16 protein-coding genes are annotated in these 14,166 nt (G+C 76.3%); 6 read left to right on the top strand and 10 right to left on the bottom strand.

Going from position 1 to position 14,166, the window contains the following annotated elements; all coding sequences use genetic code 11:
• Window positions 1-101 precede the first annotated feature (101 nt).
• From mmuM to ACI8AB_RS21005, 3 genes are read right to left on the bottom strand one after another with little or no spacing between them, the layout of a single operon-like run.
• Complete coding sequence (mmuM, locus tag ACI8AB_RS21015) at window positions 102-998, bottom strand: homocysteine S-methyltransferase (RefSeq protein ID WP_456951719.1); 897 nt, start codon at window positions 996-998, stop codon at window positions 102-104.
• A 13-nt stretch (window positions 999-1,011) separates the two neighbouring features.
• A complete protein-coding gene (locus ACI8AB_RS21010) occupies window positions 1,012-1,473 on the bottom strand; it encodes a group II truncated hemoglobin (protein ID WP_387986994.1) in 462 nt (153 codons plus the stop codon).
• 40 nt (window positions 1,474-1,513) lie between these two features.
• Window positions 1,514-2,095: a dihydrofolate reductase family protein gene (locus ACI8AB_RS21005; protein ID WP_456951718.1), complete on the bottom strand. Its 582-nt coding sequence runs from the start codon at window positions 2,093-2,095 to the stop codon at window positions 1,514-1,516.
• Window positions 2,096-2,174: 79 nt separating this feature from the next.
• On the opposite strand from ACI8AB_RS21005, the gene ACI8AB_RS21000 reads away from it, so the two are divergent.
• Complete coding sequence (locus tag ACI8AB_RS21000) at window positions 2,175-2,840, top strand: winged helix-turn-helix transcriptional regulator (protein ID WP_456951717.1); 666 nt, start codon at window positions 2,175-2,177, stop codon at window positions 2,838-2,840.
• Between the two features lie 105 nt (window positions 2,841-2,945).
• Window positions 2,946-3,386 (top strand): alternative ribosome rescue aminoacyl-tRNA hydrolase ArfB, encoded by a 441-nt coding sequence (gene arfB / locus ACI8AB_RS20995; RefSeq protein WP_456951716.1) that lies wholly within the window; start codon window positions 2,946-2,948, stop codon window positions 3,384-3,386.
• Between the two features lie 81 nt (window positions 3,387-3,467).
• On the opposite strand, the gene ACI8AB_RS20990 is transcribed toward arfB, so the two are convergent.
• The 5 genes from ACI8AB_RS20990 to ACI8AB_RS20970 all read right to left on the bottom strand — a co-directional run bounded on the left by ACI8AB_RS20990 (window position 3,468) and on the right by ACI8AB_RS20970 (window position 6,631).
• Window positions 3,468-4,115: an N-acetyltransferase gene (locus ACI8AB_RS20990; protein ID WP_456951715.1), complete on the bottom strand. Its 648-nt coding sequence runs from the start codon at window positions 4,113-4,115 to the stop codon at window positions 3,468-3,470.
• An 89-nt stretch (window positions 4,116-4,204) separates the two neighbouring features.
• Window positions 4,205-4,378 carry a hypothetical protein gene (locus ACI8AB_RS20985; protein WP_456951714.1) on the bottom strand — a complete coding sequence of 58 codons (174 nt, stop codon included), beginning with the start codon at window positions 4,376-4,378 and terminating at the stop codon, window positions 4,205-4,207.
• Window positions 4,342-4,827 carry a hypothetical protein gene (locus ACI8AB_RS20980; protein WP_456951713.1) on the bottom strand — a complete coding sequence of 162 codons (486 nt, stop codon included), beginning with the start codon at window positions 4,825-4,827 and terminating at the stop codon, window positions 4,342-4,344. The genes ACI8AB_RS20985 and ACI8AB_RS20980 overlap by 37 nt, the downstream gene beginning before the upstream one ends.
• A 70-nt stretch (window positions 4,828-4,897) precedes the next feature.
• The gene (locus tag ACI8AB_RS20975) at window positions 4,898-5,725 is read right to left on the bottom strand and encodes a DUF2382 domain-containing protein (RefSeq protein ID WP_456951712.1); all 828 of its coding nucleotides are present in this window, start codon (window positions 5,723-5,725) and stop codon (window positions 4,898-4,900) included.
• Between the two features lie 117 nt (window positions 5,726-5,842).
• A complete protein-coding gene (locus ACI8AB_RS20970; RefSeq protein WP_456951711.1) occupies window positions 5,843-6,631 on the bottom strand; it encodes a TetR/AcrR family transcriptional regulator C-terminal domain-containing protein in 789 nt (262 codons plus the stop codon).
• 139 nt (window positions 6,632-6,770) lie between these two features.
• Between ACI8AB_RS20970 and ACI8AB_RS20965 the strand changes: the two genes are divergently transcribed.
• From ACI8AB_RS20965 to ACI8AB_RS20955, 3 genes are read left to right on the top strand one after another with little or no spacing between them, the layout of a single operon-like run.
• Complete coding sequence (locus tag ACI8AB_RS20965; RefSeq protein ID WP_456951710.1) at window positions 6,771-9,374, top strand: molybdopterin oxidoreductase family protein; 2,604 nt, start codon at window positions 6,771-6,773, stop codon at window positions 9,372-9,374.
• Window positions 9,374-11,902, top strand: a complete 2,529-nt coding sequence (gene nirB / locus ACI8AB_RS20960) for a nitrite reductase large subunit NirB (protein ID WP_456951709.1) — start codon at window positions 9,374-9,376, stop codon at window positions 11,900-11,902. Before ACI8AB_RS20965 ends, nirB begins: the two co-directional genes overlap by 1 nt.
• Window positions 11,899-12,243, top strand: a complete 345-nt coding sequence (locus ACI8AB_RS20955; RefSeq protein ID WP_456951708.1) for a Rieske (2Fe-2S) protein — start codon at window positions 11,899-11,901, stop codon at window positions 12,241-12,243. Before nirB ends, ACI8AB_RS20955 begins: the two co-directional genes overlap by 4 nt.
• Window positions 12,244-12,296: 53 nt before the next feature.
• On the opposite strand, the gene arr is transcribed toward ACI8AB_RS20955, so the two are convergent.
• Both arr and ACI8AB_RS20945 read right to left on the bottom strand, forming a co-directional pair.
• Window positions 12,297-12,752: an NAD(+)--rifampin ADP-ribosyltransferase gene (gene arr, locus ACI8AB_RS20950; protein WP_456951707.1), complete on the bottom strand. Its 456-nt coding sequence runs from the start codon at window positions 12,750-12,752 to the stop codon at window positions 12,297-12,299.
• Between the two features lie 16 nt (window positions 12,753-12,768).
• Window positions 12,769-13,260, bottom strand: a complete 492-nt coding sequence (locus ACI8AB_RS20945; RefSeq protein WP_456951706.1) for a DUF2000 family protein — start codon at window positions 13,258-13,260, stop codon at window positions 12,769-12,771.
• A 50-nt stretch (window positions 13,261-13,310) separates the two neighbouring features.
• On the opposite strand from ACI8AB_RS20945, the gene ACI8AB_RS20940 reads away from it, so the two are divergent.
• On the top strand, window positions 13,311-14,099 hold the full coding sequence (locus tag ACI8AB_RS20940; protein WP_456951705.1) for an AraC family transcriptional regulator: 789 nt from the start codon (window positions 13,311-13,313) through the stop codon (window positions 14,097-14,099).
• Window positions 14,100-14,166: the final 67 nt, after the last annotated feature.

Here is a 14,166-nt window from a genome sequence, read left to right as displayed (position 1 = left end):
CAAAAATAAACCGACGACCAGCTGGTGTACCACCCCGCGCCCCCGCGGCGCCGCCCCCCCGCCCGCGCCCGCCCCCCCCCCCCCCCCGCCGCACGATCAGCTCAGCTGATCGTGCGGGCGAGCGCGGCGACGTCGGCCGGGCGCACCCGGCAGCAGCCGCCGACCAGCCGGGCGCCCGCGGCCACCCACGCCGCGGCGTCGCCGGCCGCGATCCCGCCGGTGCCCGTCCAGCGCCGCGCCGCGGCGTCCCACCCCTCCCCGCTGTTCGGGTACGCCACCAGCGGCACCCCGGCGGCCGCCGCGGCCGTCAGCGCCGGGAGCACCCCGGCCGGGTCGGTGCAGTTGACGCCGACGCCGACCACCTCCGGCACCCCGCGCGCCATCGCGAACACGTCCGCCGCGCGCTCGCCGCGGCGGGTGCGCGCCACGCCGTCGGCGTCGACGACGGTGGTCAGCGACAGCCACACCGGCACGCCCAGCGACGTGGCCTCGGCCAGCGCCGCCTCCACCTCGGCGGCGGCGGGCAGCGTCTCGCAGGCGAGCACGTCGGCGCCGGCGTCGGCGAGCGCGGCCATCCGCGGCCGGTGGAAGGCGCGCAGCCGGTCGACGCCGACCTCGGCCGCGTAGGCGCCGGTGTACTCCGAGCCGTCGGCCAGCGCGGCGCCGTAGGGCCCGACCGACCCGGCGACCCACGACCCCGGCGCCCCCTCCCGGGCCAGCGCCACCGAGCGGGCGACCAGCGCCAGCGCCTCGTCCCGGTCCACCCCGGCCGCGGCGAACCCCTCGACCGTCGCCTGGTAGCTCGCCGTCGTGGCCACCTGGGCCCCGGCGGCGGCGAACGCGGCGTGCGCGGCGACGACGGCACCGGGGTCGTCGCGCAGCAGCCGCGCCGACCACAGCGCCGAGGTGACGTCGTGCCCGCGGGCCTCGAGCTCGGTGGACAGGCCGCCGTCGAGCAGGACCGGGCCGGCGGCGAGGGCGGCGGGGAGGGAGGTCACCGCCCCATCGTCCTCAGGAGGGCTGGTACGGCGGCGCCACGCCCCAGCCCCAGCGCGGCACCGGGGCGTGCTCGACGACGGCGGCGCCCTCCTGCGAGTTGGCCAGCGCCAGGCGGGTGCCCCACTCGACGTAGCCGACGAAGGCGGCGCGGAACTCGGGGTCGTCGGGCAGCCCGGCGTCGTCGGCGGCGCGGCTCATCAACGTGGCGAAGCGGAACCGCTGCTCGGGCACCAGCCGCAGCCGGCGGTGGTGGGCGAGCATCCGCTCGTACCCGCCCAGCTGCTCGGTGTAGAGCGGCGGGCCGCCGAACACCTCGCACCACCAGGCGGTGACGTGCGCGCGGTGCGCCTCGGACACGCCGCCGGGGAAGAGCGGGCCGAGCAGGTCGTCCCGCTCGACCCGGTCGTAGAACGCGTCGATCAGGCGCCGGAAGGCCGGTGCACCGCCGGCCCACTCGTAGAGCGTGGGTGGCACGGCGGCCAGCGCACCACGGTCCCGGGCGGCGGGGAAGGGCTCAGCGCGCGAGGCGGTAGTGGGACAGGACGACGCCGGTCGTCGTCGCCACCGACTCGACCAGCTCCCAGCGCAGGTGCGCGCCGGCCGGGAACAGGGTGCGGCCGCCGCCCAGCGCGACCGGCGCGACGGCGAGCCACGCGTCGTCGACCAGGCCCGCCGGGAGCAGGGTGGCCAGCAGGTCGGGGCTGCCGAGGACGGTGAGGTCGGTGTCGACGGTGGCCTTGAGCTCCGCGACGGTCGCGGCGGCGTCGCCGGCGAGGACCGTGGTGTTCGCCCACGTCGGTGCGTAGCCCGGGTCCCGGGTGACGACGTACTTCCGCCTGGCGTCGAGCACCGGGCCGAACGGGTTGTCGGTGGTGCCCGCCCACGCGGCCTGCATCGACTCGAAGGTGCGCCGGCCGAACAGCATGGCGCCCTCGCCCGCCATGCCGCGGCCCATGACCTCGCCGAGGACGCCGTCGGGATAGGGCGCGAACCAGCCCCCGTGGGCGAACCCGCCGCGGGTGTCCTCGTCCGGTGAGCCCGGCGCCTGCACGACGCCGTCGAGGCTGACGTTCTCCACGATGCTGATCCGGCCCACGACTCCTCCTCCGATCGATAGCTACGGATTCAGTAGTAGTGACTAGGTCTGACAGAGTGCAAGGGGTAGCCTCGGCCGCGTGCCGGACCGCCGCAGCTACGACGACCCGTGCGGGGTCGCCCGCGCTCTCGACGTCGTGGGGGAGCGGTGGGCGCTGCTCGTCGTCCGCGAGCTGCTGCTCGGCCCCAAGCGCTACACCGACCTGGCGCGCGGGCTGGCCGGCGGCAGCCCGACCGTGCTGAGCCAGCGGCTGCGCGACCTGGAGGCGGCCGGGATCGTCACGCGGTCGGTGGCCGGGCCGCCGGTGGGCGGGCGGGTCTACGCCCTCACCTCGCGCGGGCACGAGCTCGAGGACGTGCTGCTCGCGCTCGGCCGGTGGGGCTCGCGCACGGTGCAGACCTCGGCCGGCGAGCTGGGTACCGACGCGTTCGTGCTCGCGCTGCGCACCGTCGCCGACCCCGCGCGGCTGGCCGGGTGGTCGGCGCGGGTGGAGCTCGCCGTCGACGACCCCGCGGCGCCCGACCGGGTCACCCTCACCGTCGCCGACGGCCGGCTGTCCGCCGTCCGCGGCACGACCGGCGCGCCGGATGCCGTCCTGTCCGGCGCGCCGGCGGTGCTGCGCCCGGTCGCCTTCGGCCGCCGGTCCCTCGACGATGCCCTGGCTGCCGGGGACCTGCGGGTCGACGGCGACGTCGAGGTCGTGCGCCGCCTGCTGGGCGCGCTCGTCCCGCCGGTCCCGGCCTGACCTCCGCGATCACGGATCTGGCGTGGCGACGCGCCGGGCGACGTCGGCGTGTCCCCACCGCGGGCCGTGATCGCGGACGACCAGGCCGTCGACGAGACTGGGCGGGTGCCCGGCAGTGACGACACCAGCGGAGACCTCCCGGTCACCGGCTCCCTCGTCGTCCCCGCCGCGGCGCTGGCGTGGCGCTTCTCGCGGTCGTCGGGGCCCGGCGGGCAGGGCGTCAACACCGCCGACTCCCGCGTCGAGCTGTCGGTCGCGCCACTGGAGTTGCGCGGGCTGACCGACGCGCAGCGGCAGCGGCTGGCCGAGCGGCTGGGCCCGCGGCTGGTCGACGGCGTCCTGACCGTCGTCGCCAGCGAGCACCGCCAGCAGCTGCGCAACCGGGCCGCGGCCCGCGAGCGGCTCGCCGCGGTGCTGCGCGCCGCCCTGGCCGCGCCGCCACCGCCGCGCCGGCGCACCAAGCCGACCCGCGGTTCGCAGGAGCGGCGGATCGCGGAGAAGAAGCGCCGCGGCGAGCTCAAGCGCCGCCGCGGCAGCTGGGAGTGAGGACGCCTGCGGTCCTCCCTCGGCCCCCTCGCAGGGGCTCGCCGCGAGCGCGCGAGCGGTGGGGGGGCGAGGGGTCCTCCGTCAGAGCTCCGGCATCGGCACGCCCGGCGGCCGCACCGCCACCCACAGCGGCAGCTGCCCGTCGGCCGAGCGGGTCGCCTGCGTCACCTCGAACCCCAGGCCGCGGGCGAAGCGCACGACCGCCCACGCGGGGGCGACCAGCGCGGCGGGGACCCCGTCGGCGTCGCAGCGGGCCAGCACCGGCGCGAGCACCGCGCCGCCGAGCCCGCGACGGCGCGAGCGCGGCCGGGTGGCCAGCGCGCGCAGCCGCCAGTGCGGGCCCTCGGGCAGCGCGGTGGCGAGCTGGGCCTCGGTGCGGGCGACGGCGTCGGCGCGGTCGGCGTGCAGTCGCGGCACCTCCCGTTCCAGCGCCGCGCGGACGTCGGCCGGCACCGGCGTCGCGGCCCCGGCGGGGGCGTCCCAGGAGGCGACGGCGTCGACGTCCTCGCTGACCCAGGTCGTGCCGGTGGCGACCCCGCGGTGGCCCGCGTCGAGCTCGGCCAGCCGGGTGAGCCGCTGCGTGCGCCCGTCCAGCGGCAGTGCCCAGCGCACCCACCGCGACTCGGCCAGCGCCACGGTGAGGGTGGCGGCGATGCGCGGCACGTCGCGCGGCTCGGCCGCCCGGACCACCGGGACGCCGACGTGGACCGTCGGCCCGGGTTCGCTCATGCCAGCCATGACACCACGGCGCGCGCACGGCCCGGACGCGACCGTGGGGCCGGCCCCCGGGACGGGACCGGCCCCACGGGGCGTCGGACTCACACGTAGAAGCCGGCGCGGTCGACCCTGCGGTGGTAGCCGGTACCGAGCTCGCCGCCCAGGATCGCGCCGAGCAGCGTGGCCAGGAGCGCGGCGGTGCCGGCGATGATCCCGGCGGTGGTCAGGGTGTCCCCGCTTATCGGGATGCTGGGCAGGTTGAGCTGCGAGAGCACGTCGTACTCCGAGCCGAGCACCGCGCCGAGGACGGCGAGGACGACGACGACCAGCAGGCCGACCAGCCACACGGCGATGCCCTGCCGGACCCGTCGAAGCGGGCCATGCGCCCGGCGACGTAGCCGCCGGCGGGGTGGGCCAGGAACAGCACGACCAGCAGCGTGGTGCCGCCGATGACGCCGATGGTGTCGGCCTGTGCAGTAGCCGGCTCGGCGGCCTGGTCGGCGCTGGACACCCGGGCCAGGCCGAAGGCGACGCCGGCGGCGGACAGCAGGGCCAGCAGGACCACGGACAGGCCGTTGGCGGACAGCCAACCGAAGAAGACCGCTCCCCACGTGATGCCGCCGAAGCGCTCGTGCTGCGCGTCGACGGCGTCAGGGGCCTTGCCGCAGGTGGCCGCCGCACCGACCGAGCCGGAGGTGGCGTCGCCGCCGGGAGAGGAGCTCATGGTGCCTTCCCGAGGGGATCGGGGAGTGCGGGTGCGGACCGGCCGACGGGCCGGCCGGTCCGCGGTGGGGTCAGCGGCGACGGGTCGTCGGGTCGATGTCGCCGTCGACCTCGATCTGCTCCTTGCGCACCTGGTCGGAGACGGTCTCCTGCTCGGTCACCGTCCGGGTGTCGAGGCGGACGCGCTCGACCGGCGTGGCCTCCTTGGACACGACGGGGCGCTCGGCGTGCAGGACGACCTCGTGCTCCTCCTCGGAGATGGCCGGCCCGTCCATCGCGTTGCCGATGTTGGCGTCGGTGATGGGCTCGCGCTCGACCCGCACCTCCTCGTGGGAGACGGGGACGGTCTGGCTCACGTTCTCCGTGACGACGTACTTCCGCAGCCGCGCCCGGCCGGCCTCGACCCGCTGGGTGCCCACCTCGAGGTGCTCCTCGGAGCGGGTCATGGCGTTGTCGGTCGTCGGGCCCGAGGTGTCGCGGCCGACGACGCCCTCCCGGCCGCTGAGGTCGACACGGCCGCCGGTCGTCCCGGTCGTCGTCCCGGTCGTCGTCCCGGTCGTCATCGCCTGACCGGTCGTGGTGCCCGAGGTGCCCAGGCCGTAGTAGCGGTAGAGCTCCTGCTCCTCCTGCGGCGACAGGTGGCCGGCGGAGACGTCGACGTGCGGGGCGCCCTTGACCTTCGCCTTGTCGTAGGGGACGCGCAGCTCGCCGCCGGAGACCGTGGCGTCGGCCAGGGGGACGAAGGCCTCCTTGGTGCCGAACAGGCCGGTGCGGACGGTCGCCCACTCGGGACGGCCGGTCTCGTCGTCGAGGAAGACCTCGCCGACGCTGCCGTGCTTGCCGTCGGGGCCGACGGCGGTGCTGCCGATGACGTCGCTGATCTGCCGGTCGTCGATCACGTGCGCTCCTCGCGGAAGGGGGTGGGGATCGGCCGGCTCCCTCACGCGGCGGAGTGCCGGGGGTCAGCTGGCCACCCCGGGGATGCCCCGTCGTTTACGACGTAAACCCCCTCCGGCTCACTCCCCGGGGACGCGCCCCTCCCGCCGGAGGGACTCCAGGCGGCCGAGCAGGTTCTCGAGGGCCTCCTCGAACTCGGCGGCCGACTCGTCCCGGGACAGCAGCTCCTCCAGTTCGGTGACGAGCGGGTACTGGGAGAGGTCGGTCCCGGTGCCGGGGACGCCCCCCGGCGCGTCCTCGGGACTGATCTGCACGCCCTTCTGCGACACCTCGAGCAGCAGGTGCCCGAGCAGGAAGCTCGAGTAGGCCCGGTACGCGGCGACCGCCGCCTCGACGCCGAAGCCGCTGTCGGTCATCGCGGTGAGGAAGGACTCGACCCAGCGCAGGCTGCGCAGCGGCGGGCGGACCCAGGGGGCCTCCGGCGGCCGGGTGGCCACCAGGGGGAAGACCTCGGGGTGCGCGAGGGCGATCCGCCGGACGCCGTGGGCCAGCCGCTGCAGGAAGTCCTGCCACCCGCCGGCGGCGCGCATGTGCACGTCCGGATCGCCGTACAACTCGTCGATGACGGTCTCGACGACGCCGTCGAGCAGCTGCTCGCGTCCGGGCACGTACCGGTAGAGCGCCATGGCCTCCACCCCGAGGAAGGCGCCGAGCCGCCGCATGGTGAGGGCGGCGAGACCGTTCCGGTCGATGAACTCGACGGCCGCGCCCAGGATGCGGCGGCGGTCGAGGGGGGCCCGCCCGGTGCTGGGAGGGCCCGCGGGGAGGACGGCCGCCGCGCCGCCACGGGCCTCCGGCGAGTCGGGGTCGGGACGGTGCACCGGGACGGTGTCGTCGGTCCGCGCCACGTCCGCCTCCCGGTTCCTCGTCGGACCCTGCATACCACCGTCGCCGCACCGGACCCCGTGCCCGCCCGTGAGGTCTCCGGAACGCAGCCTTGACGTCGTCGTGGCCGCGGGGAAACCGCCGCACCCGACGCTCGGAGCCGTGTCCGCAGCCCTCCCGTCCGGCACCGCCGCACCGGCCGGTCCCCGCACGCGGACCACCGAGACGCACTGTCCCTACTGCTCGCTGCAGTGCGGCACGGCGGTCACCGCGGGGGACCGTCCGGCGACGCTCGTACCCCTCGACTTCCCGACCAACCGGGGCGGGCTGTGCAGCAAGGGCTGGTCGGCCACCGAGCTGCTCGACCACCCCGAGCGGCTGACCCGCCCGCTGGTCCGCGCAGTGCCCGGCGACCGCACCAGCCCGCTGGTCGAGGCCGGCTGGGACGAGGCGCTCGACCGCGTCGTCGCCGCGATCGGGCGCACCCAGGCCCGGTACGGCCGCGACGCCGTCGGCTGCTTCGGCGGCGGGTCGCTGACCAACGAGCAGGCGTACCAGTTCGGCAAGTTCGCCCGGGTCGCGCTGCGCACCAGCGCCATCGACTACAACGGCCGCTTCTGCATGTCCTCGGCGGTCGCCGCGGCCACCCGCGCCTTCGGCCTCGACCGCGGGCTGCCGTTCCCGCTGGCCGACGTCGCCGGCGCCGACGTCGTCGTGCTGGTGGGCAGCAACCCGGCCGACACCATGCCGCCGGCGATGCAGCACCTCGACGCCGGCCGGGCGCGCGGGGCGCTGCACGTCGTCGTCGACCCCCGCCGGACGGCGACCGCCCGCAGCGCCGGGCTGCACCTGCAGCCGCTGCCCGGCACCGACCTGGCACTGGCCAACGGGCTGCTGCACGTGGCGATGGCCGAGGGGCTGGTCGACGAGGCGTACGTGGCCGCGCGCACCACCGGCTTCGACACCGTGCGCGCCGCGGTGCGCAGCTACTGGCCCGACCGCGTCGAGCGGCTCACCGGCGTGCCGGTGGAGCAGCAGAGGCGCACCGTGACCGCGCTCGCCCGGGCGGAGCGCGCGATGGTGCTCACCGCGCGCGGCGCCGAGCAGCACAGCGCGGGCACCGACACCGCGACCGCGTGGCTCAACCTGGCGCTGGCCCTCGGGCTGCCCAGCCGGCCCGGCAGCGGCTGGGGCACCCTCACCGGCCAGGGCAACGGGCAGGGCGGCCGCGAGCACGGGCAGAAGGCCGACCAGCTGCCCGGCTACCGCAGGCTCGCCGACCCGGCCGACCGCGCGCACGTCGCCGCCGTCTGGGGCGTCGACCCCGACGACCTGCCGGCGCCCGGGCGCAGCGCCTTCGAGCTGCTCGACGCGCTCGGCACCGACGGCGGGGTGCGCACCCTGCTCGTGCTCGCCTCCAACGTCGCCGTCTCCGCGCCCGACGCCCGCCGGGTGGTCAGCCGGCTGGGCGACCTGGACTTCCTCGCCGTCAGCGACTTCTTCCTCTCCGAGACCGCGGCGCTGGCCGACGTCGTCCTGCCCAGCGCCATGTGGGCCGAGGAGTCCGGGACCATGACCAACCTCGAGGGCCGGGTCATCCGCCGGCGGCGCGCGCTCGACCCGCCCGACGGCGTCCGCGACGACCTGGCCCTGCTCGCCGAGCTGGCCGGCCGGCTGGGCGCGCGGGGCTTCTCCGCCGACCCGGAGACCGTCTTCGCCGAGCTCGGCCGGGCCAGCGCCGGGGGAGCGGCCGACTACTCGGGCATCACCTACGACCGCATCGACGCCGAGCAGGGCGTGTTCTGGCCGTGCCCCGCCACCCCGGACGACGAGCCGGGCCACCCCGGCACCCCGCGGCTGTTCACCGAGCGGTTCGCCACCCCCGACGGCCGCGCCCGGTTCGTGCCGGTGCACCACACCGGCGCGCGCGAGCAGCCCGACGCCGAGTACCCGTACGTGCTCACCACCGGCCGGGTGCTCGCCCACTACCAGTCGGGCACCCAGACCCGCCGGACGCGCAGCCTGCAGCTGGTGGCCCCCGTCCCGCGGGCGGAGCTGCACCCCGACCTCGCCCGCCGGCTGGGGATCGCCCACGACGACGTCGTCGAGCTGGCCACCCGCCGCGGCCGCGCCCGGTTCACCGCCGCGGTCACCGACGCCATCCGCCCGGACACCGTCTTCGTGCCCTTCCACTGGGGCGGCGGGTCCAGCGCCAACGCGCTCACCGACCCCGCGCTCGACCCGGTCAGCCGGATGCCCGCCTTCAAGGCCTGCGCGGTCGCCGTCACCCGCGTCGGCGGCCCGGCCGAGCGGCCGCCCGCCCCCGACGCCGCGAGCCAGCCCGCCCCGCAGCCGCACACCCGCCCCGTCCCGCCCGCACCACGGCCCCCGACCCGGAGCCCGAGGAGGAGCCATCCCGTGAGAAGCAGCCCCCGATTCCTGCAAGGCGTCTTCCCGCTCACCGGGGAGGGCCTGGCCAAGCCCGGCCCGGTCGACCCGGCGCTGCGCTACCAGGTGCCCGCCGGCGCCACCGCCCAGGCGCTGTACTTCCGCGGCGGCAACTCCACCGCGGAGCTGGTCTACGTGCTGCTGCTGCGCGACGGCGAGCCGATGCGCTGGTTCCCGATCGGTGCCAGGGGGGACGTGCACGTGCCGCTGCGGGTGGTCGAGGACCTGCCCGGCGGCTGCGTCGTCGAGTTGCACGCCGCCGCGCCCGAGGGCGTCACCGGCGAGCTCGTGGTCGACCTGGGCCTGGTGGAGGTGTGATGACGGGAGTGCTCGGCGGCCGCCCCGAGGGGCTGACCACGCTCGCGCTGGACGACGACCTCGATCCCCGTCCGCGGCTGGTCGTCGTCGGCAACGGCATGGCCGGCGCCCGGTTCGTCGAGGAGGTGCTCGAGCGCGGCGGCGGCGAGCAGTTCCGGATCACCGTGTTCGGCGACGAGCCGCACGGCAACTACAACCGGATCCTGCTCAGCCCGGTCCTGGCCGGGGAGACGTCCGAGGACGACATCGTCCTCAACAGCCACGACTGGTACGCCGACAACGGCGTCACGCTGCGCGCCGGCGTCCGGGTGGAGCGGATCGACACCGCCGCCAAGGTCGTGTACGCCGCCGACGGGACCACCGCCGCCTACGACCACCTCGTGCTGGCCACCGGCAGCTACAGCTTCGTACCGCCGATGACCGGCGTCCGGCGCGACGACGGCAGCCTGCTGCCCGGCGTGTACGGCTTCCGCACCATCGACGAGACCCGCGCGATGCTCGCCGCCACCGGCCGCTGCCGGAAGGCGGTGGTCATGGGCGGAGGACTGCTCGGGCTGGAGGCCGCCCGCGCGCTGCAGGGCCACGGCCTCGAGGTCGACCTCGTGCACGCGATGCCGTGGCTGATGAACGCCCAGCTCTCCCGGGAGGCCGGTGCCGTCCTCGAGCGCAGCGTCACGTCGCTCGGCATCACCGTCCACCTCGACGTGCTGGCCACCGAGGTGCTGGGCGACGACGCCGTCGAGGGCGTGCTGCTGGCGGACGGGCGGCGGATCGACTGCGACCTGCTCGTCGTCGCCGCCGGCGTCCGCCCGCACACCGACGTCGCCGTCCGCTCGGGCCTGGAGGTGGAGCGCGGCGTCGTCGTCGACGACCAGCTGCGCACCGACGACCCCGACGTCCACGCCATCGGCGAGTGCGCCCAGCACCGCGGCTCGGTCTACGGCCTGGTCGCCCCCGCCTGGGAGCACGCGAGGGTGCTCGCCAACGTGCTCACCGGCACCGACCCGGACGCCGAGTACCACGGCAGCCGGACGGCGACCAAGCTCAAGGTCGCCGGGGTCGACGTCGCCACGATGGGCGTGAGCACCCCCGAGCGCGACTCCGACGAGTTCCTCGTCATCTCCGAGCCCCGGCGCGGCGTGCACCTGTCCGTGGTGGTCCGGGACGACCGGCTGGTCGGCGCCACGCTGCTCGGGGACACCCGCAAGGTCGCCTACCTCACCCAGGCGTTCGACCGCGGCAGCGCGCTGCCCGAGGAGCGCATCCGGCTGCTGGTCGACCTGTCCGACGGGCAGGAGGAGGTCGGCGTCGCGGAGATGCCCGCCGACTCCCAGGTCTGCAACTGCAACGGTGTGACCAAGGGCGCGATCTGCGGGGCGGTGGCCGACGGCTGCGGCAGCGTCGGCGCGGTCATGGACCGCACCCGCGCCGGCAAGGGCTGCGGGTCCTGCAAGGCGCTGGTGAGGCAGGTCGTGGAGTGGGCCGCCGACGGCGACGTCGCCGAGGACCCGGCCGCCTCGTACTACGTGCCGGGCGTCCCGCTGGCCAAGCCCGACCTCGTGGCCGCGGTCCGGGAGCGGGACCTGCGCAGCGTCTCCGCCGTGTTCGCGGCGCTCGCTCCCGGCGGCAAGGAGGACGCCCGCTCGAAGATGGGCCTGACCTCGCTGCTCAAGACGGTGTGGGGCACCGAGTTCGTCCGGGAGGAGGACGCCGAGTTCGTCAACGACCGGGTGCACGCCAACATCCAGCGCGACGGCACGTTCTCCGTCGTCCCGCAGATGAAGGGCGGGGTGACGACGCCGGCCCAGCTGCGCCGCATCGCCGACGTCGCCGAGAAGTACGAGGTGCCGATGGTCAAGGTGACCGGCGGGCAGCGGATCGACCTGCTCGGCGTGCGCAAGGAGGACCTGCCCGCGATGTGGGCCGACCTCGGCATGCCCTCGGGCTACGCCTACGGGAAGAGCATGCGCACGGTGAAGACCTGCGTGGGCAGCGACTTCTGCCGGTTCGGGCTCGGGGACTCCACGCAGCTGGGCATCGACCTGGAGACCCGGCTGCAGGGCATCGAGAGCCCCGCGAAGATCAAGATGGCCGTCGTCGGGTGCCCGCGGAACTGCGCCGAGGCGTACGTCAAGGACGTCGGCGTCGTCGCGGTCGGGAGCGGCCGCTGGGAGGTGTACGTCGGCGGCGCGGCCGGGGCCACGGTGCGCAAGGGCGACCTGCTGGCCACGGCCGACTCCCCGGAGGCGGTGATGACGCTGGTCGGCCGGTTCGTGCAGTACTACCGCGAGAACGCCAACTGGCTGGAGCGGACCTACGACTTCGTGCCGCGGGTCGGGCTGGAGCGGGTCCGGTCGGTGGTCGTCGACGACGCCGACGGGATCTGCGCCGACCTCGACGCGGGCCTGCAGCGCTCGGTCGACGCCTACACCGACCCGTGGGCGCAGGACGGTCCCGAGCCGGCGACGCCCGGGCAGTTCCGGCCGGCGCTGCCGCTGGTCGCGCTGCCGCAGGTGCCGGTCCGGTGAGCGTCGTCGACACCCGGCCGGCCGCTCCCGCCGGCGTCCGGGCGTACGCGGTCGGGCGGGCCGGGGACGTGCCGCCGGGGGAGGGGCGGGCGTTCGTCGCCGGGGACGTGCAGGTCGCCGTCTTCCGGCTGCGCGACGGGTCGCTGCACGCCACCCAGGCCGCCTGCCCGCACGCCGGCGGCCCGCTCGCCGACGGGCAGACCGACCCGGACGTGCTCGTCTGCCCGCTGCACCTGTACGGGTTCCGGTGGACCGACGGCGCGTCGACCGGCGGCGACGTCGGCCCGGTGCGCGTCTACCCGGTCCGCGAGATCGACGGGATGCTCGTCGTCGACGTCTGACCCGGTGCGCCTCCGCGGACGTGCACCGTGCACTTCCGCGGAGATGCACACCCTCAGTCCTCGATGACGTCGAGGCCCTGCTCGCGCAGCCGCGCCAGGGAGGCGAGCATCCCCTCCACCACCTCCGGGGCGTGCCCCTCCCAGTCCTCCACCTCGCCGACGACGCGCAGCGGGGAGCGGGTCCGGTAGGACCGCGTGGGGTTGCCGGGGAACCGCTTGTCGGTGACGTTCGGGTCGTCCTCGAAGGGGCCCAGCGGCTCCACGACGTAGACGTGTCCCCGGTGCCGGTCCCCGGCCAACGCCGTCGCCAGCTCCGCGCCCCAGGCGGCGGTGTCGACCAGCGCGGTGAAGTACACGTGGTTCATCACCCGGCCGGCCCGGAAGTTGGAGCCGCGACCGGGGACCAGCTCGTCGCCGACCGCCAGCGTCGCCCGCGTCCCGTGGAAGAAGGGCCCGGGGACGTCCCCGCAGTTCTCGAAGGTGACGGGGACGCGCGGCGACTGCTCCACCTCGGCGATGATGCCCTCAGGGGTGCATGCGGGCGCCCCTGGTGACCTTGTCGACGGCGTTCCGCAGGCCGTGCACGGCGATCCCGACCAGGTCGAGGTCGGCACCGGCGACCGCGCGCACGGCGGCCCGGTTCTCGGCGTCGCCGCCGGTGGCGAACAGGTCCGCGGTGAACAGCGACGTCGGCAGCCCCCGCGCGAGCGCCCGCGTCCGCGCCCGGGCGAGCAGCTCACCGGGCCCGGTGAGGACCAGCACCGGCTGGCGGAACATCGCGAGGTAGCGGGTGCCGTCGGCGTCCTCGTAGGGCCGGCCGACCAGCTCCGGCACCGCGGCGGCGACCGCGCTCGCCAGGAACGCGGTCACGTTGAGCTCCTGCCAGGGCAGCAGGTCCTCCCGCAGCAGGACGGCGATCTTCGTGGGCCACGACGGGCCGGCGTCTCCGGTCTCCTCGGCGGGCGGCGTCTCCGTTTCCTCGGCGGGCGGCGTCTCCGTGCCCTGCAGCATCTCCATGCCCTGCAGCGTCGGGCCGGGCGGCGGCCCTGTTCTTGTACGTTCCTGTCGTGACGGCTGAGGTGGTCGCCTGGCGGCCTCCGGTCCCGGGCCTGACCGAGGTGTTCCACGCCCGCTTCACCGACCACGTCTACCCGCCGCACACCCACGACGCCTGGACGCTGCTGCTCGTCGACGACGGCGCCGTCCGCTACGACCTCGACCGGCACGCGCACGGCGCCTCCCCGGCCGCGGTCACCCTGCTGCCGCCCGGCGTGCCGCACGACGGGCGGTCGCAGTTCCCCGGCGGTTTCCGGAAGCGGGTGCTCTACCTGGAGCCGGCGACCCTGGGCGAGCAGCGCATCGGTCCCGCCGTCGACCACCCCGCGCTCGCCGACCCCGTGCTGCGCGACCGCGTCTCCCGGCTGCACGCCGCGCTCACCCCGCACAGCGAGGCGCTGGAGGCGGAGAGCCGGCTGGCGTTCGTGCTCGAGCGGCTGCGCCGGCACCTCGACCGCGCCGTCGTCGCGGCCCCGTCCGTGCGGGACGACCCGCTCGCCGACCGGCTGCGCGACCTGCTCGACGCCCGCCTCGCCGACGGGGTGTCCCTGGAGGCGACGGCGGCCGGGTGGGGCGTGCACCCGACCCACCTGGTCCGCGCGTTCACCCGCCGGCACGGGCTGCCGCCGCACCGGTACCTGACCGGCCGGCGGGTCGACCGCGCCCGGCGGCTGCTGCTCGACGGGTTGCCCGCCGCGGAGGTGGCGACGGCGGTCGGCTTCTTCGACCAGGCGCACCTGACCCGGCACTTCCGCCGGATGCTGGCGACGACGCCCGCCGCCTACGCCCGCTCGGCCTGACCGCTCCGCGCGCCGGCGTCGGAGGCGCGGCGTGTGCACCGAGCGCGGTGCCGGACCGCCCCGGGTC

It is taken from the genome of Geodermatophilus sp. SYSU D00698 (genome assembly GCF_054050335.1).
This window is presented reverse-complemented; position numbering and strand designations above follow the sequence as displayed.

Excerpts from the sequence above, each read along its gene's own strand:
- ACI8AB_RS20990 (WP_456951715.1), bottom strand. The coding sequence starts at position 4,115 with ATGAGCGAACCCGGGCCGACGGTCCACGTCGGCGTCCCGGTGGTCCGG.
- ACI8AB_RS20980 (WP_456951713.1), bottom strand. The coding sequence starts at position 4,827 with ATGAGCTCCTCTCCCGGCGGCGACGCCACCTCCGGCTCGGTCGGTGCG.
- nirB (WP_456951709.1), top strand. The coding sequence starts at position 9,374 with ATGACGGGAGTGCTCGGCGGCCGCCCCGAGGGGCTGACCACGCTCGCG.
- ACI8AB_RS20945 (WP_456951706.1), bottom strand. The coding sequence starts at position 13,260 with ATGGAGATGCTGCAGGGCACGGAGACGCCGCCCGCCGAGGAAACGGAG.